Annotated in this window: 26 protein-coding genes; 12 read left to right on the forward strand and 14 right to left on the reverse strand. The window is 61.8% G+C overall.

The window, feature by feature from the left end:
• The first annotated feature begins 51 nt into the window (after positions 1-51).
• Together Q8L50_RS02425 and Q8L50_RS02430 are read left to right on the forward strand one after the other, a co-directional pair.
• Positions 52-576: a gamma carbonic anhydrase family protein gene (locus Q8L50_RS02425; protein WP_305347051.1), complete on the forward strand. Its 525-nt coding sequence runs from the start codon at positions 52-54 to the stop codon at positions 574-576.
• Positions 576-1,541: an Hsp33 family molecular chaperone HslO gene (locus tag Q8L50_RS02430; RefSeq protein ID WP_305347052.1), complete on the forward strand. Its 966-nt coding sequence runs from the start codon at positions 576-578 to the stop codon at positions 1,539-1,541. Before Q8L50_RS02425 ends, Q8L50_RS02430 begins: the two co-directional genes overlap by 1 nt.
• Here the strand turns inward: Q8L50_RS02430 and Q8L50_RS02435 are convergent.
• The 6 genes from Q8L50_RS02435 to Q8L50_RS02460 form a co-directional block, all read right to left on the reverse strand.
• A complete protein-coding gene (locus Q8L50_RS02435) occupies positions 1,528-2,034 on the reverse strand; it encodes a hypothetical protein (protein ID WP_305347053.1) in 507 nt (168 codons plus the stop codon). The genes Q8L50_RS02430 and Q8L50_RS02435 overlap by 14 nt on opposite strands.
• Positions 2,035-2,112: 78 nt before the next feature.
• Positions 2,113-2,388, reverse strand: a complete 276-nt coding sequence (locus tag Q8L50_RS02440; RefSeq protein WP_305347054.1) for a septum formation initiator family protein — start codon at positions 2,386-2,388, stop codon at positions 2,113-2,115.
• Between the two features lie 2 nt (positions 2,389-2,390).
• Positions 2,391-3,674, reverse strand: a complete 1,284-nt coding sequence (gene eno, locus Q8L50_RS02445; protein ID WP_305347055.1) for a phosphopyruvate hydratase — start codon at positions 3,672-3,674, stop codon at positions 2,391-2,393.
• A gap of 77 nt (positions 3,675-3,751) precedes the next feature.
• Positions 3,752-4,048, reverse strand: coding sequence for a DUF1330 domain-containing protein (locus Q8L50_RS02450; protein ID WP_305347056.1), 297 nt, complete (start codon positions 4,046-4,048; stop codon positions 3,752-3,754).
• Between the two features lie 26 nt (positions 4,049-4,074).
• On the reverse strand, positions 4,075-4,932 hold the full coding sequence (gene kdsA / locus Q8L50_RS02455; RefSeq protein WP_305347057.1) for a 3-deoxy-8-phosphooctulonate synthase: 858 nt from the start codon (positions 4,930-4,932) through the stop codon (positions 4,075-4,077).
• Positions 4,933-5,148: 216 nt separating this feature from the next.
• Entirely contained in the window at positions 5,149-6,816 is a 1,668-nt protein-coding gene (locus tag Q8L50_RS02460) for a CTP synthase (RefSeq protein WP_305347058.1), read from the reverse strand.
• A gap of 117 nt (positions 6,817-6,933) precedes the next feature.
• Between Q8L50_RS02460 and coaBC the strand changes: the two genes are divergently transcribed.
• The 4 genes from coaBC to Q8L50_RS02480 all read left to right on the forward strand — a co-directional run bounded on the left by coaBC (position 6,934) and on the right by Q8L50_RS02480 (position 9,796).
• Positions 6,934-8,202 carry a bifunctional phosphopantothenoylcysteine decarboxylase/phosphopantothenate--cysteine ligase CoaBC gene (gene coaBC / locus Q8L50_RS02465; protein ID WP_305347059.1) on the forward strand — a complete coding sequence of 423 codons (1,269 nt, stop codon included), beginning with the start codon at positions 6,934-6,936 and terminating at the stop codon, positions 8,200-8,202.
• Between the two features lie 6 nt (positions 8,203-8,208).
• A complete protein-coding gene (locus tag Q8L50_RS02470) occupies positions 8,209-8,652 on the forward strand; it encodes a hypothetical protein (protein ID WP_305347060.1) in 444 nt (147 codons plus the stop codon).
• A gap of 1 nt (position 8,653) precedes the next feature.
• Positions 8,654-9,100, forward strand: a complete 447-nt coding sequence (gene dut / locus Q8L50_RS02475) for a dUTP diphosphatase (RefSeq protein WP_305347061.1) — start codon at positions 8,654-8,656, stop codon at positions 9,098-9,100.
• A 186-nt stretch (positions 9,101-9,286) separates the two neighbouring features.
• Positions 9,287-9,796 carry a glycine zipper 2TM domain-containing protein gene (locus tag Q8L50_RS02480; protein ID WP_305347062.1) on the forward strand — a complete coding sequence of 170 codons (510 nt, stop codon included), beginning with the start codon at positions 9,287-9,289 and terminating at the stop codon, positions 9,794-9,796.
• 67 nt (positions 9,797-9,863) lie between these two features.
• On the opposite strand, the gene Q8L50_RS02485 is transcribed toward Q8L50_RS02480, so the two are convergent.
• Entirely contained in the window at positions 9,864-10,388 is a 525-nt protein-coding gene (locus tag Q8L50_RS02485) for a peptidylprolyl isomerase (RefSeq protein ID WP_305347063.1), read from the reverse strand.
• 14 nt (positions 10,389-10,402) lie between these two features.
• Here Q8L50_RS02485 and Q8L50_RS02490 point away from each other — a divergent pair, with 14 nt between their 5' ends.
• From Q8L50_RS02490 to Q8L50_RS02500, 3 genes are all read left to right on the forward strand, one after another.
• Positions 10,403-11,581, forward strand: coding sequence for a JmjC domain-containing protein (locus Q8L50_RS02490; RefSeq protein ID WP_305347064.1), 1,179 nt, complete (start codon positions 10,403-10,405; stop codon positions 11,579-11,581).
• A 16-nt stretch (positions 11,582-11,597) separates the two neighbouring features.
• Positions 11,598-12,113 (forward strand): hypothetical protein, encoded by a 516-nt coding sequence (locus tag Q8L50_RS02495; protein ID WP_305347065.1) that lies wholly within the window; start codon positions 11,598-11,600, stop codon positions 12,111-12,113.
• 196 nt (positions 12,114-12,309) lie between these two features.
• The gene (locus tag Q8L50_RS02500) at positions 12,310-12,564 is read left to right on the forward strand and encodes a hypothetical protein (protein ID WP_305347066.1); all 255 of its coding nucleotides are present in this window, start codon (positions 12,310-12,312) and stop codon (positions 12,562-12,564) included.
• A 101-nt stretch (positions 12,565-12,665) separates the two neighbouring features.
• Here Q8L50_RS02500 and Q8L50_RS02505 read toward each other — a convergent pair whose 3' ends face one another.
• The 7 genes from Q8L50_RS02505 to Q8L50_RS02535 form a co-directional block, all read right to left on the reverse strand.
• Positions 12,666-13,436 carry an MBL fold metallo-hydrolase gene (locus Q8L50_RS02505; protein WP_305347067.1) on the reverse strand — a complete coding sequence of 257 codons (771 nt, stop codon included), beginning with the start codon at positions 13,434-13,436 and terminating at the stop codon, positions 12,666-12,668.
• 52 nt (positions 13,437-13,488) lie between these two features.
• Positions 13,489-14,637: an outer membrane protein assembly factor BamC gene (gene bamC, locus Q8L50_RS02510; RefSeq protein ID WP_370869733.1), complete on the reverse strand. Its 1,149-nt coding sequence runs from the start codon at positions 14,635-14,637 to the stop codon at positions 13,489-13,491.
• 20 nt (positions 14,638-14,657) lie between these two features.
• Positions 14,658-15,551 (reverse strand): 4-hydroxy-tetrahydrodipicolinate synthase, encoded by an 894-nt coding sequence (gene dapA, locus Q8L50_RS02515; RefSeq protein WP_305347069.1) that lies wholly within the window; start codon positions 15,549-15,551, stop codon positions 14,658-14,660.
• Between the two features lie 63 nt (positions 15,552-15,614).
• Entirely contained in the window at positions 15,615-16,214 is a 600-nt protein-coding gene (locus Q8L50_RS02520) for a bifunctional 2-polyprenyl-6-hydroxyphenol methylase/3-demethylubiquinol 3-O-methyltransferase UbiG (protein WP_305347070.1), read from the reverse strand.
• Positions 16,211-17,023 carry an SDR family oxidoreductase gene (locus tag Q8L50_RS02525; protein WP_305347071.1) on the reverse strand — a complete coding sequence of 271 codons (813 nt, stop codon included), beginning with the start codon at positions 17,021-17,023 and terminating at the stop codon, positions 16,211-16,213. Before Q8L50_RS02525 ends, Q8L50_RS02520 begins: the two co-directional genes overlap by 4 nt.
• A gap of 56 nt (positions 17,024-17,079) precedes the next feature.
• The gene (locus tag Q8L50_RS02530) at positions 17,080-17,199 is read right to left on the reverse strand and encodes a twin-arginine translocation signal domain-containing protein (protein WP_305347072.1); all 120 of its coding nucleotides are present in this window, start codon (positions 17,197-17,199) and stop codon (positions 17,080-17,082) included.
• Between the two features lies 1 nt (position 17,200).
• Entirely contained in the window at positions 17,201-18,403 is a 1,203-nt protein-coding gene (locus tag Q8L50_RS02535; RefSeq protein WP_305347073.1) for an MFS transporter, read from the reverse strand.
• A gap of 174 nt (positions 18,404-18,577) precedes the next feature.
• On the opposite strand from Q8L50_RS02535, the gene Q8L50_RS02540 reads away from it, so the two are divergent.
• The 3 genes from Q8L50_RS02540 (at position 18,578) to Q8L50_RS02550 (ending at position 22,687) form a co-directional block, all read left to right on the forward strand.
• On the forward strand, positions 18,578-20,548 hold the full coding sequence (locus Q8L50_RS02540) for a DNA topoisomerase IV subunit B (RefSeq protein WP_305347074.1): 1,971 nt from the start codon (positions 18,578-18,580) through the stop codon (positions 20,546-20,548).
• A gap of 77 nt (positions 20,549-20,625) precedes the next feature.
• Positions 20,626-21,492: a lytic transglycosylase domain-containing protein gene (locus tag Q8L50_RS02545; RefSeq protein ID WP_305347075.1), complete on the forward strand. Its 867-nt coding sequence runs from the start codon at positions 20,626-20,628 to the stop codon at positions 21,490-21,492.
• Between the two features lies 1 nt (position 21,493).
• Positions 21,494-22,687, forward strand: coding sequence for a diguanylate cyclase domain-containing protein (locus Q8L50_RS02550; protein WP_305347076.1), 1,194 nt, complete (start codon positions 21,494-21,496; stop codon positions 22,685-22,687).
• Positions 22,688-22,698: the final 11 nt, after the last annotated feature.

Below are 22,698 nucleotides of genomic sequence, written 5' to 3' on the forward strand. Positions count from 1 at the left end.
CCTCTTTACAATGGACTTATCGACAGACATGGCAATACAGAGGACAACCCGATGGCGATCTACCAACTTGATGAGCTGACACCTTCCATCCACCACACCGCCTGGGTGGCCGATACCGCGCAGGTCATGGGCAACGTGGACCTGGCCGAAGGCAGCAGCGTCTGGTTTGGCGTGGTGATACGCGGCGACACCGAAACCATCAGCGTGGGCAAGGGCTCTAACATCCAGGACAACAGCGTACTGCACGCCGACATGGGCATGCCGCTGGTGATTGGTGAAAACGTCACCGTCGGCCATCAGGTCATGCTGCATGGCTGCACCGTTGGCGACGGCTCGCTGATCGGCATACAGGCGGTGGTGCTCAACGGCGCAAAAATCGGCAAAAACTGCCTGGTAGGCGCTGGTTCGCTGGTCACCGAAGGCAAGGAGTTTCCCGACGGATCCATGATCATCGGCAGCCCGGCCAAAGCGGTGCGTCAATTGACGCCGGAGCAGATAGAGGGTTTAAAAATGAGCGCGCAGCACTATATGGACAATGCCCGGCGCTACAAAGCCGGGCTCAAAAAGATTGCCTGATGTCCTCTGAACTCCATAAATTTATCTTCGACGGCCTGCCGGTGCGCGGCATGCTGGTGCGCCTGACCGGCGCCTGGCAGGAAATCCTCAAACGCCGTGAGGCGGCGGGCGGTTACCCGCCCGAGGTCATGCAGCTGCTGGGCGAAATGACGGCGGCTGGCACGCTGATGCAAAGCAACATCAAGTTCAACGGGGCGTTGATCCTGCAGATCTTCGGCGACGGCCCGGTCAAGTTGGCCGTGGCCGAGGTGCAACCCGACCTGAGCCTGCGCGCCACCGCCACCGTGACCGGCACGGTGGAACCGGGCGACACCTTGAGCCGCCTGGTCAATGTCAACAATCTGGGGCGCTGCGCGATCACCCTGGACCCAAAAGACAGATTGCCCGGCCAGCAGCCCTACCAGGGGGTGGTGCCGCTGTTTGGTGACCAGCATGAAAAGATTGAGAACCTGGGCGACGTGCTGGAGCATTACATGCTGCAAAGCGAGCAGCTCGACACGCGGATGATTCTTGCTGCGGACGGCCAGGTGGCGGCCGGCCTGCTGATCCAGCGTCTGCCAATGCAGGGCCAGGGCAATTTGCAAGGTCAGCAGCGCTCTGACGAGGACGAAATTGGCCGCAACGAAGACTACAAGCGTATTGCGCTGCTGGCCGGCACGCTCAAGCGTGAGGAGTTGCTGGGGCTGGACGTCGACACGATTTTGCACCGGCTGTTCTGGGAAGAAAAAATCACGCGCTTTGTACCTGGCACGCCGACTTTTGCGTGCAGCTGTTCGCAAGAGCGGGTCAGCAGCATGCTGCGCAGCCTGGGCACGGCCGAGGTGGAGAGCATCATCGCCGAGCAGGGGCGGATTGACGTGGGCTGCGAGTTTTGCGGCGCGCAATATGGCTTCGATCCGGTCGATGCCGCGCAGATATTCACCAGCCAGGCCAGCCAGTTGCCGCCTGCGCCTACGGTGCAGTAGTCACGGCCTTTTTCTGCGCGATCAGGGCGCTGAGCAGTCGACGCTCGCAGTCAGGGTCGCTGCAGCTGTCGCAAGCCCAAACCCAGGGACGCTGCCTTTCATTGGAGTTTTCGTTTGACCGCGTGCCGGGTGAGGTGTCGTGTAGCGCCAGCAATGCGTCGTGTAGTCGCGCTGCGCCCAAGCCGTAAACAACGCTGTAGGGTACACGCGCCTGGTTGAGCTGCTGGCGCAAATGATGGTCGGCGGCTGCCTGTGCAGCACGCAAGCTGTCGTGTGTGGGCAGGTCCAGTCCCATCAGCAGAATATGCGTGCAGGTCTGTGGGTCGTGCGCCGGAGTGTCGGTGATCAGCAGTCCGCCCGCTGCGGTGTCATGGCCAGCCAGCGCCGCCCTGAGCTCAGAGGCCAATCGGGTTTTGCCGGTGCCGGGCGCACCCAGCAGCGCAATGTGCAGCGGCTGTCCCGGCAGCTGAGATACCACCAGTTTTTGTATCAAATCGGGCTCCAGCTCTTATTTTTCGTGCGTAAGCAGCTATAAAAATAAGAGCAAGTTCCCGGCAACGGTTTGGGCGCCTCAGCGCGCAATCTGCACAAAAATTTCATTGGGCTTGACCATGCCCAACTCCTGGCGCGCTTTTTCTTCCACCATCTCCAGCCCTTCCCGGAGGTCTTTGACCTCGGCCGCCAGTCGGTCGTTGTCGGCCTGGGCCTGGGCGTTCTTGAGGGCCTGCTCGCTCAATTTGCGCTGCATGCTGTTGACGCTGGTGATGCTGCCGCGTCCAACCCAGAGCTGTGCGTGCACGATGACCAGCAGCGCGATCAGCAGGGCAGGGACCAGGCGTGAACCCATGCCTACTTGAGGTTATAAAAGGCGTCCCGGCCAGGGTAGGTCGCGATATCGCCCAGGTCTTCTTCGATGCGCAAGAGCTGGTTGTATTTGGCCATGCGGTCAGAGCGGCTCAGGCTACCGGTCTTGATCTGGCCGGCGTTGGTGCCGACAGCGATGTCGGCAATCGTGGCGTCTTCCGTCTCGCCCGAGCGATGGGAGATGACGGCGGTGTAGCCCGCGCGTTTGGCCATTTCGATCGCGGCGAAGGTTTCGGTCAGGGTACCGATCTGGTTGATCTTGATCAGGATGGAGTTGGCGACGCCCTTGCTGATGCCTTCTTTCAGGATTTTGGTGTTGGTCACAAACAGATCGTCGCCGACCAGCTGCACTTTTTTACCCAGGCTGTCGGTCAGGATTTTCCAGCCGTCCCAGTCGCCTTCGGCCATGCCGTCTTCGATGCTGATGATGGGGTATTTATCGACCCAGGTGGCCAGGATGTTGGTCCACTCGGTGGCGTCCAGGCTCAGGCCTTCGGCACCCAGCACATACTTGCCGTCCTTGTAAAACTCGGACGCGGCGCAGTCCAGCCCCAGGGCAATTTGTTCGCCGGCGACAAAACCGGCTTTTTCGATGGCCTCAAGAATCATCTGGATGGCGGCCTCGTGGTTGGCCAGGCTGGGCGCAAAGCCACCTTCATCACCAACGGCCACACTCATACCCTTGTCGTGGATGATTTTTTTCAGGGCGTGGAAGACTTCGGCGCCGTAACGCACGGCTTCGCGAAAGCTCGGTGCGCCCACCGGAATGATCATCAGTTCCTGCAGATCGAGGTTGTTGTTGGCGTGTGCGCCGCCATTGATGACGTTCATCATGGGCACAGGCATCTGCATCGCGCCGCTGCCACCAAAGTAGCGGTACAGCGGCAGGCCGGCTTCTTCTGCGGCGGCTTTGGCGACGGCCATGCTGACGGCCAGCATGGCGTTGGCGCCCAGGCGTGACTTGTTCTCGGTCCCGTCCAGATCAATCAGCGTGCGGTCCAGAAAGGCCTGCTCGCTGGCATCCAGACCCAGCACAGCCTCAGAGATTTCAGTGTTGATGTGTTCAACCGCCTTGAGCACGCCTTTGCCCAGGTAACGGCCCTTGTCGCCGTCGCGCAGTTCAATGGCCTCGCGTGAGCCGGTCGAGGCGCCCGAAGGCACTGCGGCCCGGCCCATGACGCCGGATTCGAGCAACACGTCACATTCGACGGTGGGGTTGCCACGGCTGTCCAGGATTTCGCGGCCGACGATATCAACAATTGCGCTCATTTATTCGATCTCTCTTTGGTTTTTGAATCTGCTTTTAACTGCCGGCCCGTGAAGGGAAGGGCGGTAAGGGGCGGGCTTCAACCCATCCCCTCAACCAGCACCATGTTGAAAAACTCCGTGGTGCCGGCGCGCTTGGCACGCGCGGCACGGTACATCTCGTCGTCGTAAAAGGCCTTGGCTTTCTCGAAACTGGGAAAACGCAGCATCGCCACACGCGCGGGTTGCCAGTTGCCTTCCAGCACCTCGAACTTGCCACCCCGCACCAGGTATTCGCCGCCGGCAGCGGCCACTGCAGCAGGCGCAGACGCCATGTACTGCTTGTACTGCTCGGGGTTGGTGATCTTCATGTCAACAATGATGTAGGCGGGTGTCATGTGATGTCTCTCTGGGGCCGTTGGGTTCAGGCTTGAAAGTTGTTTTCGAGGTAGCCGTTTTTCTTGGTCACGCGGTCGAGTTCAAGCAGCGTTTCCAGCAAGGCCTTCATGTGTTTGAGCGGCACGGCATTGGGGCCGTCGCTCATGGCTTTGGCCGGGTCGGGGTGGGTTTCCATGAACAGGCCGGCAATGCCGACCGCAACAGCAGCGCGTGCCAGCACCGGCACCATCTCGCGCTGGCCGCCGCTGCTGGTGCCGTTGCCGCCAGGCAACTGCACCGAATGGGTGGCGTCAAACACCACAGGCGCGCGCGTCTCGCGCATGATGGCCAGGCTGCGCATGTCGCTGACCAGGTTGTTGTAGCCAAAACTGGCGCCACGCTCGCAGGCCATGAATCGGTCCTCGTCCAGGCCTTTTTCACGGGCGGCGGCACGTGCCTTGTCGATCACGTTTTTCATGTCGCCCGGCGCGAGAAACTGGCCCTTCTTGATGTTGACCGGTTTGCCCGATTGCGCGACCGCATGGATGAAGTCGGTCTGGTGGCACAAAAAAGCCGGCGTCTGCAACACGTCCACCACAGCCGCGACGGCGGCAATGTGCGCCTCGGAGTGCACGTCAGTCAGGATGGGCAGCTCCAGTTCGCGTTTGACCTTGGCCAGAATTTCCAGACCCTTGTCCATGCCGGGGCCGCGAAAGCTGGTGCCGCTGGAGCGATTCGCCTTGTCGTAGCTGGATTTGAAGATGAAGGGGATGCCGAGCGAGGTGGTAATTTCTTTCAGCGTGCCCGCGGTATCCATCTGCAATTGTTCGGACTCGACGACGCAGGGGCCGGCGATCAGAAAAAACGGTTGGTCAAGGCCCACATCGAAGCCACATAACTTCATGCCAACACCTCTTGCGATGTGGGTTCGGCAGCCTTCGGGTTCCGATCCCCAGCGGTGCTGGGGCCCCTCTCCAGCCCTGCGGCTGCCACATCGAAGCCGCACAACTTCATGCCGCCACCTCTTGCGACGTGGGCACGACGGCCTTCGGGTTGCTATCCCCAGCGGAGCTGGGGGCCCTCTCCAGCCCTGCGGCCGTCACATCAAAACCACACAACTTCATGCCACAACTTTCAACGATTTACCGGCCGCCTGGTGATCCAGTGCCGCCTTCACATAGGCATTGAACAGCGGGTGGCCATTCCAGGGCGTGGACTTGAACTCGGGGTGAAACTGCACACCTATGAACCAGGGGTGCACGTTTTGCGGCAGCTCGACGATTTCCGTCAGGTGCTCACGCTGGGTGAGGGCCGAGATCACCAGACCGGCGTCGCGCAGCCGGTCCAGGTAATGCACATTGGCCTCGTAGCGATGGCGATGCCGCTCGGTCACCACCTTGCCATAAATCCTGTGGGCCAAGGTGCCCTCTGCCACGTCAGAGCTTTGTGCGCCCAGCCGCATGGTGCCGCCCAGGTCGGACTGCTCGTTGCGTGTCTTGATCGTGCCGTCTTCGTCTTTCCACTCGGTGATCAGCGCGATCACGGGGTTGGGGCTGTCCGGTTCAAACTCGGTGCTGTTGGCATCTTTCAGGCCCGCCACATGCCGGGCAAATTCGATGGTGGCCACCTGCATGCCCAGGCAGATGCCCAGGTAGGGGACCTTGTTCTCGCGCGCAAAACGCGCCGCGCAGATTTTGCCTTCAATGCCGCGTTTGCCAAAACCGCCGGGCACCAGAATGCCGTCGAACTTGGCCAGGCGGGAAACGTTGTCTGGCGTGAGCGTTTCCGAATCGACGTACTCGATAACCACCTTGGCATGGTTTTTCATGCCGGCGTGGCGTATCGCCTCGTTCAGCGACTTGTAGCTGTCTGACAGGTCCACATATTTGCCGACCATGGCAATGTGCACTTCATTGGCCGGATGCGCGGTTTCGTACACCAGGTCGTCCCAGCGCTTGAGGTTGGCCGGTGGCGTGTTCAGGCGCAGCTTGTCGCAGATCAGTCCGTCCAGGCCCTGCTCGTGCAGCATGCGCGGTACCTTGTAAATCGTGTCCACGTCCCACATCGAAATCACGCCCCACTCGGGCACGTTGGAGAACAGCGATATTTTTTCGCGCTCTTCCGCCGGAATCGGCCGGTCGGCGCGGCACAGCAGCACATCGGCCTGGATGCCGATTTCACGCAGTTGCTTGGCGGTGTGCTGGGTCGGCTTGGTTTTGAGTTCGCCCGCAGCTGCGATCCAGGGCACGTAGCTGAGGTGCACAAAGGCCGAGTTGTTGGCGCCCATGCGCAAGCTCATCTGACGCACGGCCTCCAGAAACGGCAGGGACTCGATGTCGCCGACCGTGCCGCCAATTTCAACAATCGCCACGTCCACGGCCTGCGGCGTGTCGTAACCGGCGCCGCGCTTGATGAATTCCTGGATTTCGTTGGTGACGTGCGGAATGACCTGAACAGTCTTGCCGAGGTAGTCGCCGCGCCGTTCCTTTTCGAGCACGCTTTTGTAGATCTGGCCGGTCGTGAAGTTGTTGGCCTTGCGCATGCGCGTTTCAACAAAACGCTCGTAGTGGCCCAGGTCCAGGTCGGTCTCTGCGCCGTCGTCGGTGACAAAAACCTCACCGTGCTGAAACGGCGACATGGTGCCGGGGTCGACGTTGAGGTAGGGGTCCAGCTTGATTAAAGTGACTTTGAGGCCTCGCGATTCAAGGATCGCTGCTAGGGAGGCTGAGGCGATTCCCTTGCCCAGGGAAGACACCACACCGCCGGTGACGAAGACAAATTTGGTCATGTCAGGTACGAACCGCAAGTTCGCGTAGGTGGTAAACGAGGATTATACGGGGTGGGCGCCGGCCCAACGCCGCGCTGACTGGCAAAGCGCGGCTTAATCTGGGATACATTGCGGAGCATGACGCAGCAAGCAAATGAAGAACCGGGCACTCCGCGTGGCGACCTGGCCGGCAAACACATCGTGCTCGGCCTGTCGGGTGGCATTGCCTGCTACAAGGCGGCCGAGTTGTGCCGTGCGTTGATCAAACAGGGCGCCACGGTGCAGGTGGTGATGACCGAGGCGGCCGAGCAGTTCATCACGGCAGTGACGCTGCAGGCGCTCAGTGGCCGCCCGGTATTTACCAGCCAGTGGGACAGCCGGCCGGCCGGTGGCATCGACAACAGCATGGCGCACATCAATCTGAGCCGCGAGGCCGATGCGATCCTGATTGCGCCTTGCAGTGCCGACTTCATGGCCAAACTGCTACACGGCCGCGCTGACGATTTGCTGAGCCTGATGTGTCTGGCGCGGCCCCTGGCCACGGTGCCCCTGCTGATCGCACCTGCCATGAACCGCGAGATGTGGGCGCACCCTGCGACTCAGCGCAACATGGCGCAACTCCAGGCCGATGGCGCGACCATTCTGGGTGTGGGTTCCGGCTTTCAGGCCTGCGGCGAGACCGGCGATGGCCGCATGCTGGAGCCGCCTGAACTGCTGGAAGACATCATTGCTTTTTTCACGCCGAAGGTGCTGGCCGGCCAGAACGTGCTGGTAACAGCGGGCCCCACTTACGAGGCGATGGACCCGGTGCGTGGCATCACCAACCTGTCCAGTGGAAAAATGGGTTTTGCGGTGGCGCGTGCGGCGCATGAGGCCGGCGCAGAGGTCACACTGGTCGCTGGACCTGTCAGCCTGCAGACACCGCGTGGCGTGACGCGTGTTGATGTGAAGTCAGCACAAAATATGCTCGAAGCCGTTACCGGACGCGCGCAAACAGCTACTATTTTTATAGCAACCGCCGCTGTGGCCGACTGGCGGCCAGCCAGCAGCCAGGAGCGCAAAATAAAGAAGGACGGCACAGGGCAGATGCCGACACTGACTTTTACTGAAAACCCCGACATTCTCGCCACGCTCGCGCAGTCCGCCCGGGCGCAATCGGGCGCGCTGTTTTGTGTGGGCTTCGCGGCCGAAAGCCACGATCTGGAAGACAACGCGCAAGCCAAGCGCCTGCGCAAGGGTGTGCCGCTGCTGGTTGGCAACATCGGCCCGGCGACTTTTGGACGTGATGACAATGTGCTGTTGCTGGTGGATGCGCACGGCAGCCGGGAGCTTGCGCGTGCGTCCAAATTGACGCTGGCCCGGCAGCTGGTGGGCGAAATCGCTGGCCGATTGAAGCGGGCGGGGTGAGGTGCCATGCAGATCCCCTCTGACACACCGCCTGATGGGGACTTTGCCCGCTACATAGAGCAGCTCAATGCAAAGGCGGCTGCGCGGGCGCTGGAGAAGGCCGGCACTGCAGCCGCATCGCATGGGCGGTACCAGGAGCGGGCCAACCCTCTGGCGACCGAACCTGTACGGCCTGCGGCGCAAAGCCGGCGGGCCGCGCAGGTCGAGGTGCCACAACAAGGGGCTGCAATCTCCGTGTGGACCGTGGGCAAATGGGTGCTGATCGCCTGGGTTGCGCTAGAGCTGCTTTCCGCGATGCTCCCGCGCGCCGGCATGTTGACCCTCCCGCTGCTGTTGGTTTTTGCCGCGTGGGCGGTTTACCGCTTCAGGAAATATTCACCGGAACTGCTCAAGGCGCGCTTGCGCGAACTGGCTGAGCAGGCGGCCAAAGAACCCAAACAACGGAAGTGACATGAAAATTGACGTCAAGATCATCGACGAACGCCTGCGTGACAACCTGCCTGCTTATGCGACGCCCGGCAGCGCCGGGCTGGACCTGCGTGCCTGCCTGACCGAGCCACTGACCCTGCAGCCCAATGCATGGCAACTGGTGCCGACCGGCCTGGCCATTTATCTGTACAACCCGGGCTACGCGGCGATGATCCTGCCGCGCTCAGGTCTTGGGCACAAACACGGCATTGTGCTGGGCAATCTGGTGGGCCTGATCGACAGCGATTATCAGGGCCAGCTGGTGGTCAGCGCCTGGAACCGCAGCGACACCGCGTTCACGATAGAGCCGATGGAGCGTATCGCGCAGTTGGTGATCGTGCCTGTGATCCAGGCCGAGTTCCATGTGGTGGAGTCTTTTGCGCCCAGCGAACGCGGCGAGGGCGGTTACGGCTCTACTGGCAAGGCCTGACAGGCCCTGCGTCAGGCTTTTCCTACGCCCGTCGGCAAGGCGGTCCCACGCTGCGACAGCCGTGCTACCCACGGTCGCTCGACGCCACCAGACCTGTAATGAAGTGCGGGTCTTCCAACCGCTTCGATGCTCTCAAGGCCAAGAAGCGGGCAGCCCCGGGAACCCTTTTACTCACAGGAGATTTTCATGCGCCCAACTACCCGTTTTGTTTCTGTTGTTTCTTCCGTGCTGGTCGTGGCAGGTCTGGCCGCTTGTGCAGCGCCCATGAGCCAGCCGGCGCCAGTGTCCAACTACCCAGCCACCTACCCGCAGACAACCTACCCGGTTCAAACCCCGCAGGGCAACTATGTGGAATATGGCCGGGTGAGCAATGTCGAAGTCCTGCGTTCGCAAGAGCAGGCCCGTGGTTCCGGCGTGGGTGCCGTGCTGGGCGGCGTCGCCGGTGCTGTAGTAGGTAGCCAGATTGGCGGCGGCAGCGGCCGCACGGCCGCCACCGTCATTGGTGCCGTGGGCGGCGCGGTTGCAGGCAATGCGATCGAGAAAAGCCGGAACACGCAGCCTGTCAACGAAAGCTACCGCATCTCTGTCCAGCTGGACAACGGCGTGGCGCGCGCCTTTGACGTACCCGCTTTTGGCGATCTGCGCATTGGTGACCGTGTGAAGATCGAGAACAACCAGCTGTACCGCATTCTGTAAACACCTGCTGTCTCAAATCAAGCCGCCAGGCCCTCAAGGTCTGGCGGCTTTTTCATGTGCGAGCCAGTCAGTGGAGCGTGTTGTTACCAGGGGCTTGCGCTTCCAGCCGGAAGAAGCCGGTACCGAGCGAGCCCTGGCCGATTTCGTCTTCGGTGGCCTCACGCACCGATTCGACCTTCAGGCGCAAGCGGATGGCGATGCCGGCCAGCGGGTGATTGCCGTCGAGCACCACATGTTCTGGGTAAATTTCAGTGACCGTGTAGATGTGTTCGCGCGGGGTTTCGGGATTGACACCCGCCGGCAGCGCCGCGCCATCAAAAGTCATGCCTTCTTCCAGCTCTGAGGGAAACAGCTTGCGCGCTTCCAGAAAGACCAGGTTTTCGTCATAGTCACCAAAGGCGCTTTCCGGCTCCAGGTGCAGACTGACAGTGGCGCCTGCTTCGTAGCCCTGCAGGGCTTCCTCTATTTTTGCCAGCAGGTCGTCGCCGCCGAGCAAAAACTCTACGGGTTCATCCAGCTCGTCCAGGATCGCGCCCAAAGTATCTTTCAGCGTCCAGGTCAGGCCAACGACGCATTGCGGGGTGATTTTCATCGCACAATTGTCCCATGGATGTTGAACAACCCCTTGCCCTTCTTGCCGGTTTGAGCCCGGCGCAATTCATGCGCCGTCATTGGCAAAAAAAGCCTTTGCTGGTGCGCGCAGCCATATCCGGCTTGAAGCCGGTGCTCAGCCGTGCAGAACTTTTTGCTCTGGCCGCACAGCCGCAGGTGGAGTCGCGTCTGGTGCAGCAGCAGGCCAGTGGCTGGCGCATGAAGCAGGGACCGTTTGGGCCGCGCAGCCTGCCCGCTCTGGCCAGACCCGGTTGGACCTTGCTGGTGCAGGGCGTGGACCTGCATCACAGGCCAGCACATGACTTGCTGCAGCAGTTCCGCTTTGTGCCTGACGCACGGCTGGACGATCTGATGATCTCCTTTGCTACCAGCGGCGGTGGTGTGGGCCCGCACTTCGACAGTTATGACGTGTTTTTGTTGCAGGCCAGCGGCCGGCGCCGCTGGAAAATTGGCCGCCAGAAAGATCTCAGTCTGCAGCAAGGTGTGCCCTTGAAAATTCTGCAAAACTTTGAGCCCGAGCAGGAGTTTTTGCTGGAAGCTGGCGACATGCTTTATTTGCCCCCCCGTTATGCCCATGACGGTCTGGCAGAGGCCTGCACCGGCGGCGATGGCAAGCCCGTCGACTGTATGACCTACTCCATTGGTTTTCAGGCGCCGGAGCAGGGAGGGCTTGCGGGGCAATTGCTGCAGCGCCTGGCCGATTTTGCCGACGACCGACAGCAAGGCGAGGGCGCGCGGCGCTTGTACCGTGATCCGTCCCAGCCCGCCGTCAGCACACCTGCTGCCGTACCGGGCAGCCTGATTGGGTTTGCGCAGGATGCGGTGCAGGCTGCGCTCAAAGACCCTCTGGCGCTGGCCTGTGTACTGGGCGAGTACCTGACTGAGCCGAAAGCGTCGCTCTGGTTCGACACACCCTCGGACGCCTGGAATCCACGCGGCACCGGCGGGCTGTGCCTGGACCCGCGCAGCCGCATGATGTACGACGGCCACCATGTGTTCATCAACGGCGAAAGTTACCGCGCCAAAGGGGCCGATGCGCGCCTGATGCGGCGACTGGCAGATCAGCGCAGACTGACGCTGGCCGATTTGCGCGGTGCCAGCCCCGACGCGCTGGACCTTCTTTCCGACTGGCATGCCAATGGCTGGGTGCTGACTGCGCAGCCCCTTGTCTGAGTAACAGGCCTACGCTATGGACAAACCCCAGGAACCAGCACCGCCCTTGCCTGGGCTGCCGCACGGACGCTTTGAGGGCCGTCTTGAATTTGCCGAGCTGGTACGGCGCTCATTTGCCCTGGCGGCCGAAGAAGGCTGGCGCGAAATCATTGTGTGTGACGCAAACTTTGAAGACTGGCCCCTGGGCGAGCGCAGCGTGGCGCAGTCACTCCATGACTGGGCCGCAACCGGGCGCAAGCTGACCATGCTGGCGCAAAACTATGACGAAGTGGTGCGTCGGCATGCGCGTTTTGTGAGCTGGCGGCGTACCTGGTCCCACATCATCGAATGCCGCAGCAGCGGGTCGGTGTCTGCCAGCGATCTGCCCAGCGCCTTCTGGAGCCCGGTGTGGGTGTTTGAACGCATGGACCTGGTCCGCAGCACGGGCGTGGCCGGCCCGGAGGCGGCGCGCCGCCTTGCACTCAGGGAGAGGCTGGCGGAGAAGTTGCAGAGAAGCAGCCCGGCTTTTGCCGCCACCACATTGGGCATTTGAGGGCCTGAAAAGGCACCACTTGGGTGCCCGGAGCTTTCCTAGGGTTTTTACGCTCGTGCAAACCCGCATATACTAGGCGGGTGGGTGAAGTGAGCGCCGGTCTTCCTCTCCCCGGAAAAACTCGAATCTGTCGATTTGGGTTTTTTTTTGACAGTTTCCGGAAATTGTTTTTCTCATTCATCAAGGATCATCTCAAATGAACAAGTCCCTCGTTCTGGCCGCCATCGTTGCTGCTGTCGCCCTCGCCGCTTGCGGCAAGAAAGAAGAAGCCCCTGTGGTTGTTGTGCCTGCACCAGCTCCTGCTGTTGTGGCTCCAGCTGCCGAGGCATCTGCCGCCGCCGGTTCTGCTTCTGCCGCAGCGGGTTCCGCATCTGCTGCTGGCGCCGCCGCCACCGTGGCAACCGATGCCGCTGCTGCCGCCATGCAAGCTGCCAGCGACGCGAAGAAGTAATTCACTTCTATGCGCCAAAAAGCCGCCCTCGGGCGGCTTTTTGCATTCTGCGCACACGAAGTGGCCAAGGACGCGCAAAAGGGATCAGCGGATTGTCGGGTTTACATCGCAATCCAGCGCGTGCCCGCGCTGGCATCTGCCACCACGACTTCCGCTCGGCTGCCCAGCGCGTCTCCCATGGCCTGACGCGCCAGGTCCGGCCGGTTGTTTTGCTGACTCAGGTGGGCTGCGACCAGGCACTTGAGCCCTGCATGTGCCACGGACCTGGCTATGGCGCCCGCTGCGTCATTGGACAGGTGGCCGTAGAGGCCGCCGACTCGCTTTTTCAGAAAAGGCGGGTAAGCCGACTGAGACAGCAGGTCGGTGTCGTGGTTGCATTCCAGCAGCAGTGCGTCACAACCGGCCAGGTGTGCCAGCAGATGGGCCGTAGCGTGGCCCAGATCGGTCAGCACGCCCAGTTTGCTTGCGCCATCTGTGCAGGTCAGCTGCAGGGGCTCGCGGGCGTCGTGCGGCACTGTAAAAGGCATGATCTGCAGATCGCCGAGGCTGATGGTCTGCCCGTCGCACGCGGTCTGGAGCAGGCCATCAAAGTCAGGTGATCCGATGCCTTCGCAGGTGCCGCGGCTCATCCACACCGGTACCCGGTGGCGCAGCGCAAACGGGCGCGCGCAGCCGATATGGTCGCTGTGTTCGTGGGTGATGAAGATCGCGTCAATGGCGTCATCGGCCAGGCCTGCTTCGGCCAGGCGGGCCGACAGCTGCCTGAGCCCCAGTCCGCAATCGACCAGCAGGCGTGTCGGCTTGTGACCCGTGACCTCGATCAGCGTGGCGTTGCCGGTGCTGCCGCTGCCCAGGCTTTTGAATCGCAGCATCGGGGTGCAGTCAGTAGGGCCAGCGCCTGCCCCTGGGGGCCCCGGTGCCGGCTTATTTCAGGTCGTCAGCGATGACCTGGACAATGCGCTGGGCATTGGCAGATGCTTCTGGCGCGCCCTGTGCGTTGAGCACGGACACGGTGGTTGATTCACCCTGGCTGCGCACCGCAATGCGGTACTTGAGCGGCGCTACCCCCGTCGAAGAGCTGCTGAAGAGCTTGCTGAAAAAGCCGGGCTCTTTTTTGTCGCCAGTTGGCTCGACATAACGCACAAAATAAGTGCCTTGGGCGCGGTCACGGTCTTCAACCGTGAAGCCGGTGCGGTCCAGGGCCAGACCCACACGGCGCCAGGCGCGGTCAAAACCCTCATCGAGCTGAACCACAGGCATGTTGTCGACTTTGCCCACGCGCGAAGTCTGGCGCGACGCGTTGGTGGCGATCAGCGCCTTGGACTGCTCCTGGCTGACGCCCAGCTTGACCATCAGACGGCGCAGAAATTCGGCTTCGAGCTCAGGATCGGCCGGACGCGGCTGCCAAACGGTACCGTCGCTTTTTTGCGGTGTTCGCAGGGTGCCGGTCAACACCTCGACCATGCCGCGGTGGCTGATGTAAATTTCCGTACCGCCACTCGGGGTCCGCTCCAGCCGGGTGCGAAACTTGTCGCGCTCGCCGGTGGAGTAAAGGCTGTCCAGCAGTTTGCCAAGTGAGGCGCGTATGAAATCCTGCGGCAGTTTGGCGCGGTTTTCAGCGTAGTCGGTTTCCATGATGCCGAGGTTTTCCTGCTCTACCGCCATCAGGAAGCCGCTTTCCTGCCAGAACTCGCGCACCGGGCCCCACAGCTTGTCGGCGGGGCGGTTGACCACCAGCCAGCGCTGGCTGCCCGAGCGTTCAATACGCACATCGCCCACCGTCAACGCTGCCGTGGGCACGGACTGCGTGGTCTGGCCGACCTGATAACCGCTGGCGGTCACAGAGCTGCCAGGCACTACATAGCGGGTGTCGCGCGAGAGCTGGGTCAGATCCGGCGGGATTTCCAGCGATGGCCCCTTGCCAGCGCTTTTGTAGTCCACCTTGTCGCCCTGGAGAGCCTCGCTAAAGGACGAGCAGCCGGAGAACAAAAACGTGGCGGCCAGTACCAGCAGCGGGGCAACAAAACGGGGCGCAGAAACAGTCCTGGAGGCGGCGAGCATGTGCAATGTCATCACGGGGGTTTCCTTAAAAATCAGATCAGGCCGCAAATACGCAGGGCATTTTCGACAGCGGCTTCGTTGGCAGTTTCAAGCGGCGTCATGGGCAGGCGCAAGGTGCCGCCGCACAGGCCCATACGGGCCATGGCCCATTTCACCGGGATCGGGTTGGCTTCGACGAAGAGGTTTTTATGCAGCGGCAGCAGCTGAAGCTGGATTTTCATGGCCGCGTGTGTATCGCCCGCAATCGCCGCAACACACAAATCATGCATCAGGCGCGGCGCCACATTGGCTGTGACGCTGATGTTGCCCTGCCCGCCGCACAGCATGAGTGCGACGGCGGTCGGGTCGTCTCCGGAATAGATGGCAAAACCGGTCGGTGCTTCCTTGATCAGCCACTGCGCGCGCTCAATGTTGCCGGTGGCTTCCTTGATGCCGACAATGCCGGGCACCTGCGCCAGGCGTAGCACGGTGGCGTGCAGCATGTCGCCTACCGTGCGCCCAGGGACGTTGTACAGCACCATCGGCAAATCGACGGCTTCGGAGATCGCCCGGAAGTGGCGGTACTGGCCTTCCTGGGTGGGCTTGTTGTAATAGGGCACGACCTGCAACTGGCAATCGGCGCCGACTTTTTTTGCAAAGCGGGCCAGCTCTATGGCTTCCGCGGTGGAATTGGCGCCGCAACCGGCCATGATGGGCACGGCCTTGCTGCCGTGGGTTTTGGCCTGCTCGACCGAGACGCGGATGATTTCGCAGTGTTCTTCGACCGTGACGGTGGGTGACTCGCCGGTGGTGCCCACCACGCCGATGCAGTCGGTGCCTTCGGCAATGTGCCAGTCCACCAGCTTGCGCAGGCTCGGGTAATCCACGCTGCCGTCTTCATGCAGGGGAGTAGCGAGTGCAACGATGCTGCCGGTGATGGTTTTCATGTGGATGTGTCAGGGAAGGGGAGGCTCGGGAAGTCGGTCCTGCTCAAAAGCCAATCCCGCATTCTACTCAGTGCGAGGGGTCAGCCAGTACCTTGGGACCGCCGCAATGGCCGCCGGTTCCCGCAGCGCGGCAATCCGCTGTGTAAAGCGCGGAGGGGCTTCCTCGAAACCGTCTTCATAAGCCACCACGCGCAACCCGTTGCACGCGGCCAGCAGCTCGCCGGTGCGCAGCAGAAAATCCGGACGGGAAGGTTTGCCCACCGTCTCATTGCCTTGCGCAAAGGTTTCGTAGATCAGTACGCCGCCGGGTGCCAGGCTGTCCAGCAGGGTCGGCATCAGGGGGCGCCACAGGTAATTCGTCACCACCACGGCGTCGAACTGGCGGCCTGCAAACGGCCAGGGACCGGCCTCGATGTCGGCGACAATTTTCTCGCAGGATTTTGCCGGGATTGCTATCGAATCCATAGCTGCTTGCGCCCGATCTACAAGGGCCAGAGGGTGATTTCGCTTGTAAAACCACCAGGCATGGCGGCCCTGACCGCAGGCGACGTCCAGCACTGTTCCGCCGGGGCGCACCAGGTGCGACCAGCGCTGCACCCAGGCCGAAGGCGCTTCGCTGCCGTGTGGACTGAGGGGAACAACAGGCTGGGGCGTGGCACTCACTTGGGTTTGACCTCGTCCTTGAGCGCCGCCAGCGCGATGTTTTCGACCGCGCCCGGCATCAGGAGCTTGAGCCAGCGCCCCAGTTTGCCTTTGGCGGTCATCACCACCTCGCGCTCCCGCCGGTTCATGGCCTCAAGGATCAGACGGGCACAGGTCTCGACACTCATCGCATCGTCTTCTTTGAGCCCACTGGCGCCAGCGGGCCTGCCGGCGGCGTTGAAACCACGGTACCGGATCTGCGTGGCGACGACACCAGGGTAGGCGGTTGTCACGCTGACGCCGGCGTTTTTCAGTTCTGCGCGCAGGGCTTCAAAAAAACCGGTCATCGCAAACTTGCTGGCGCTGTAAGCGGTCCGGCCAGGCACGCCGACCAGCCCGGCCAGGCTGGAGACGGCCACAATGCTGCCGCGGCTTTGCTTCAAGTGGGGCAGGGCCGCATGGGTGCACCAGACGCTGCCCCACAGGTTGATACGCATCAGGTCTTCGTACCAGTGCAGGTCCTCGGTTTGGACCTCGGCAAACAGCGCCTGCGCCGAAATACCCGCGTTGTTGATCAAGGCGTCTATACGCCCGTAGGTGCTGATAGCGCGGCCCATCAGTTGCCTGCATTGCACCGGGTCCGAAACATCGGTTTTGACCACCAGCGCCTGCGCACCATGCGCCGCGCATTGGGCCGCTACTTCTGCCAATAAGGTCTCATTGCGTGCAGCCAGCACCAGGGCCATCTGGCTGCCGCCCGACTGGGCCAGTTGCCGCGCCATTTCAGCGCCTATGCCGTCAGAGGCACCGGTAATGACTATAGTTTTCATAGCTGCTTACGCTCATATTTACTGGGCCAGAGCCCGAGTTGATCACCAGGACCCACTTAAAAGCAGGCCCAGACCTGGTTCGCAAGCGTGACCAGAAACTCCGGCCGAGTGTAGAGGGCAAACACTGCCAGCGCGGCGGCGACCGCCAGTGCATAGAGGGCCAGCCTGCGGGTCATGTCAGGCGCCCTGCGGCAGACCGGCCGCGCGTGGCCGAACGATGGCAGACTCGCGCACAGGCAGATTGACCAGCGCCGCCAATACGCCCAGGGCAATCGTGATGTACCAGACGATGTTGTAGCTGCCGGTGCGGTCGTACAGCAGCCCACCCAGCCAGACGCCGAGGAATGAGCCGATCTGGTGGCTGAAAAACACAAAACCACTGAGCATGGACAGATGCGCGACGCCAAAAATCTGCGCCACCGCCGCATTGGTCACCGGCACGGTGGACAGCCACAGCAGACCCATCAGGCTGGAAAAAATATACACGCTGGCCGGGCTCAGTGGCGCCAGCAGAAACACCGCAATCACCACCGAGCGCGCCAGGTAGATAAACGCCAGGATTTTGCGCTTGGGCAGCCGCTGGCCGAGGCTGCCGGCAATGTAGGTGCCAAACACGTTGAACAGCCCTATCAGCGCCAGCGCGTAACTGGCCACCTGTGGCGACAAGCCCTTGTCGCGCAGGTAGCTCGGCATGTGCACGCCGATAAACACCACCTGAAAGCCGCAGACGAAATACCCCGCCATCAGCAATTGAAAGCTGGGGTACTTGAGGGCTTCCTTGAGCGCCTGGACAATGGTCTGCTCGCGCGGCGCCGCGGAGCCGCCGCCAAAACTTTTCTCGCGCAAGCCAAACGCCAGCGGCGCAATCAGCAGCACGGCGCCGCCCAGCACCAACAGGGCTTGCTTCCAGCCCAGACTGCTGATCAGCAGGCCCTCGACCGGCACCATCAGAAACTGCCCGAACGACCCGGCCGCTGCGGCCACACCCATGGCCCAGGAGCGCTTTTCGGCCGGTATGTTGCGCCCGATCACCCCGTAAATCACGGCATAGGTGGTGCCAGCCTGGGCCGCACCAATCAGCAAACCGGCCGTCAGGGTGAACAGCAGGCCGGTGGGCGACAGCGCCATGCCAACCAGGCCCAAGGCATACAGCAGCGCGCCGACGATGATCACGCGGAACGCGCCAAAACGGTCGGCCAGCATGCCGGCAAAAATGCCGAACACCCCCCAGGACAGGTTTTGCACCGCAATCGCAAAAGCAAAGGTCTGTAGCGTCCAGCCCTGCTCCTGGGTGATAGGCTGCAGCCACAGGCCAAAACCGTGGCGAATGCCCATGGACAGGGTGACGATGATGGCGCCGCACAGCAGCACCTGGGTCATGGAGAGATTTCGGCCGGGCGATTGCATCCGTTGAATGTACCCAAAGGCATGGACGCCCGTTTTTGAAAGTTTTTCCCGTCATTGATGCGCGCAGCGCATCAGCGGGGAACGGATCGAGAGGGGACTGTGTATTTATCCAGCTTTGAAATCCTCCGGGGCTACAATCTCCCTCCCATGGCGACCCACACCCCCAACGACTATTCCGAAGGCTCGATCCGCGTGCTCAAGGGCCTGGAGCCCGTCAAGCAGCGGCCGGGCATGTACACGCGCACCGACAATCCGCTGCACATCATCCAGGAAGTGCTGGACAACTCGGCCGACGAGGCGCTGGCCGGCCACGGCAAGAAGATAAAGGTCACCTTGCATACGGACGGATCGGTCAGCATTGAAGACGACGGACGCGGCATACCCTACGGCCTGCACCCCGAAGAAAAAGCGCCGGTGATTGAGCTGGTGTTCACCCGCCTGCACGCCGGCGGCAAGTTTGACAAGGGCAAGGGCGGTGCCTACAGCTTTTCCGGCGGTTTGCACGGCGTTGGTGTCAGCGTCACCAATGCGCTGTCCAAGCGGCTGGAGGCCACGTCTTACCGTGACGGTATGGTCGCTCGGCTGGTGTTTTCAGGCGGCGATGTGTTGGAAAAACTTCACCTGCGCAAGGCCGGCGACGGCGACCGCAAGTGCGGCACCACCGTGCGCGCGTGGCCGGACACCAAATACTTCGAAGCCTCCGCGCTGCCGATGGCTGAACTGACCCACCTGCTGCGCAGCAAGGCGGTTCTGATGCCCGGCGTCACCGTGACGCTGGTTGTGGAAAAGTCCAAAGAAGTGCAGACCTGGATTTACAAAGGCGGCTTGCGCGACTACCTGATGCAGACCCTGAATGCGGACCCGGTGATTCCGTTGTTTGAAGGCGAAGGTTTTGCCGACGCGGCGCACGACAGTTTTGCCGAAGGCGAGGGCGCTCAGTGGTGTCTGGCCTTCACGGAAGACGGCCAGCCGGTGCGCGAGAGTTACGTCAACCTGATCCCGACCAGCGCCGGCGGCACCCATGAGAGCGGTCTGCGTGATGGCGTGTTTCAGGCCGTCAAGAGTTTTGTCGATTTGCATTCGCTGTTGCCCAAAGGCGTGAAGCTGTTGCCCGAAGATGTGTTTGCGCGTGCCAGCTACGTCCTGAGCGCCAAGGTGCTCGACCCGCAGTTCCAGGGCCAGATCAAGGAGCGGCTCAATTCGCGCGATGCGGTGCGGCTGGTCTCGAGTTTTGTGCGCCCTGCGCTGGAGCTCTGGCTCAACCACCACGTTGACTACGGCAAAAAACTGGCCGAATTGGCCATCAAGGCCGCACAAACGCGCCAGAAAGCCGGCCAGAAGGTTGAAAAACGCAAAGGCTCCGGCGTGGCCGTGTTACCCGGCAAGTTGACCGATTGCGAAAGCCGCGACCTGGCGCACAACGAGGTGTTTCTGGTGGAGGGCGACTCTGCCGGCGGCAGCGCCAAAATGGGCCGGGACAAGGAAAGCCAGGCCATCCTGCCGCTGCGCGGCAAGGTGCTCAACACCTGGGAGGTCGAGCGTGACAGGCTGTTTGCCAATACCGAGATCCACGACATCTCGGTGGCCATCGGCGTCGACCCCCATGGCCCCGACGACTCGCCGGATTTGAGCGGTTTGCGTTACGGCAAGGTCTGCATCCTCAGCGATGCAGATGTGGACGGTTCACACATACAGGTGTTGCTGCTGACCTTGTTTTTCCGGCATTTCCCCAAACTTATTGAGGCGGGGCATATTTATGTGGCCCGTCCGCCACTCTTCAGGGTGGACGCCCCAGCCCGCGGTAAAAAGCCCGCGTCCAAGGCGTACGCGCTGGATGAGGGCGAGTTAACAGCCATTCTGGACAAATTGCGCAAGGAAGGCGTACGCGAAGGCGCGTGGGCGATCAGCCGCTTCAAGGGGCTGGGCGAAATGAATGCGGAACAATTATGGGAAACCACACTCAATCCTGACACCCGCCGCCTTTTGCCCGTGCAACTCGGTAATCTGGACTTTGCCCAGACTGAGACCTTGGTCACCAAACTGATGGGTAAAGGCGAAGCCGCAGCGCGGCGCGAATTGATGGAACTGCACGGTGACACCGTGGAGATCGATATTTAAAGGACACGTCTGTGTATGTATTGCCTTCCCGGATGACTGTTTTTAGCAGTCACAAGTGGCTTCAGCCCCTATGGGGCATGCGCAAGCAGCTATCATTTTTAATGATTTTCGCGGCCACGTTGCTGGCTGGCACGTCGGCGCGCGCCGATGTCTGGGGTTATGTGGACAGCCAGGGCGTGGCACACTTTTCGGTAGAAAAGCTCGACGAGCGTTACCAGCTGTTTTTTCGCGGCGGCGAGACGTTTGACACCAGCCGGGGTGTTCCCGGCCGCAGCAGCGCTGCGGCTTACGCGGGTTACGGCGTGCCGGGCGCGCCGCCCAAGCTGCTGGCATTTTTTGATGTTTCGCCCAATTACAAGGCCGTCAAACATCTGCTGCGCGACGCTTCGGTGGCGCAGAACATTGACTATGAGCTGTTGCAGGCCTTGATCGCGACCGAATCCGGCTTCAACACCCATGCCGTTTCACCCAAAGGTGCGGTCGGCCTGATGCAGCTGATGCCGCCTACCGCCCAGCGTTATGGTGTGCGGGCCGACAAAAACAGCGCCATCGAGAAAAAACTGACCGATCCCAAAACCAATATCCACGCCGGCTCGCGCTACCTGCGCGATTTGATCGACATGTTCCCTGGCCAGCTGGAGCTGGCGGTAGCGGCATACAACGCGGGCGAGGGTGCCGTCCAGCGTGCGGGCAACAAGATCCCGAACTACCCCGAGACCAAAAACTACGTCAAGACCGTGATGCAGCTGTATGCCCACCTCAAACCGCCAGCCCTGATTGGCGACTCGCGCCGCGCGGCGGGGCGCGTCCGCATGGAGATGATGGGCGGTACGGCAAAATCCTCTTCCCAGCCTGTGGGTGGTGCTTCTGGCCGCGGCAACAACTTGCCGACGCTGATCGTGCAGAGCCCGGTGGCGCCTGAGTTCCGCATCGAGCGAGACTGAGTTGAACCCGGTTTTCAGCCCTGAGGTGTTTGTCCTCGGCGTCGCAGCGGGTGTTCTGGGCCTGGTGCTGCTGTTCAGCCTGATCATTGCCTACGCTTACGACGAGCCTACCCTTTTTGCGCTGGGGGGCTATCTGCTGGTGGTCATGCTGATATTGGTGGCTGGCCGCCAGATGTTGTGGCCGGCGGATGCAGTTGAAAGCGTCTTGCTGATTCTCGGCCCCACCTGCGTCGCCGGGCTGCACGCCTGGCTGCTCAGAAGGCGTCAGGTCAGTGCTGCTGGCAAGGCGGTCATTGCTTTAGCCGCATTGCTGGCCGTGTCGATTGCAGCGCTGCGGGTGCTTGACAGCTCCCCGCTGGCTGTCATGTCCAGCAGTTATGGCCTGGCCGCGCTGCTGGCACTGTCCTGGCTGTACCTGTGCCTGCCTGCCTGGCGTATCTCAGGGCCCTGGAAGTGGTGGCTGTTGCTTGGCCACCTCGGCGGCGCTGTTGTTGCCGTGCTGTTTTTGTCTGGCAGTGCGGGTGTTCAGGCTAACTACTGGCCGGTGGCCATGATGTTGTTGCTGCAGTTGCCACCCAGCTACCTGGCGCTGGTGTGGCGCAGCCGCATGCTCAATGAAAGCCGCTTGCGTGGCGCGGCTGCAAGGGTGACGGACCCGCTGACCGGGCTGGACAGCCTGGCCGTGCTGATTGATCGCTTGCGACCGGCCGTGGCGCGGGCGCAGCGCGTAGCGCACGGTGGCGCGCTGTACCTGATCGAGGTTCAGAACCTGGCCGGCCTGCTCAAAGAACTGGGCCCGGATGCGAAAGAAAAAATTGTGCTGGAAGCAGCCAGCCGCGTGCGGCGGGCAGTCAGCGACAGCGACACCGCCGCCCGTATTGGTGAGCAATTGTTCGCGGTGCTTGCCCAGGACTTGCAGGACAACGCCGAGGTGGACTCCCTGGCCACCAAGCTGGTGGTCAGCGGCCTGCGCATTGAAAGCGCCTTCCTGCCGGGTGTGGCACTGCAGTTTCGTGTGATTGTCACCGACCTGAAGGTGCAGATGCTGGACAATGCGGCATCAACTCAGTACTGGCTGCGCAGCTTGACCGGCCACTTCAGCGCCTGGCCCGACACCCACCGCTCGCGCAGCATTTTGCTGTTTGGCGGCGGGCAGGTGCGCAGGCCGCAAGCGCCCACCGCCAGCCAGTTCTGAGCCCATAATCC

The organism is Polaromonas sp. (assembly GCF_030680935.1).
Lineage (GTDB): Bacteria > Pseudomonadota > Gammaproteobacteria > Burkholderiales > Burkholderiaceae_C > Polaromonas.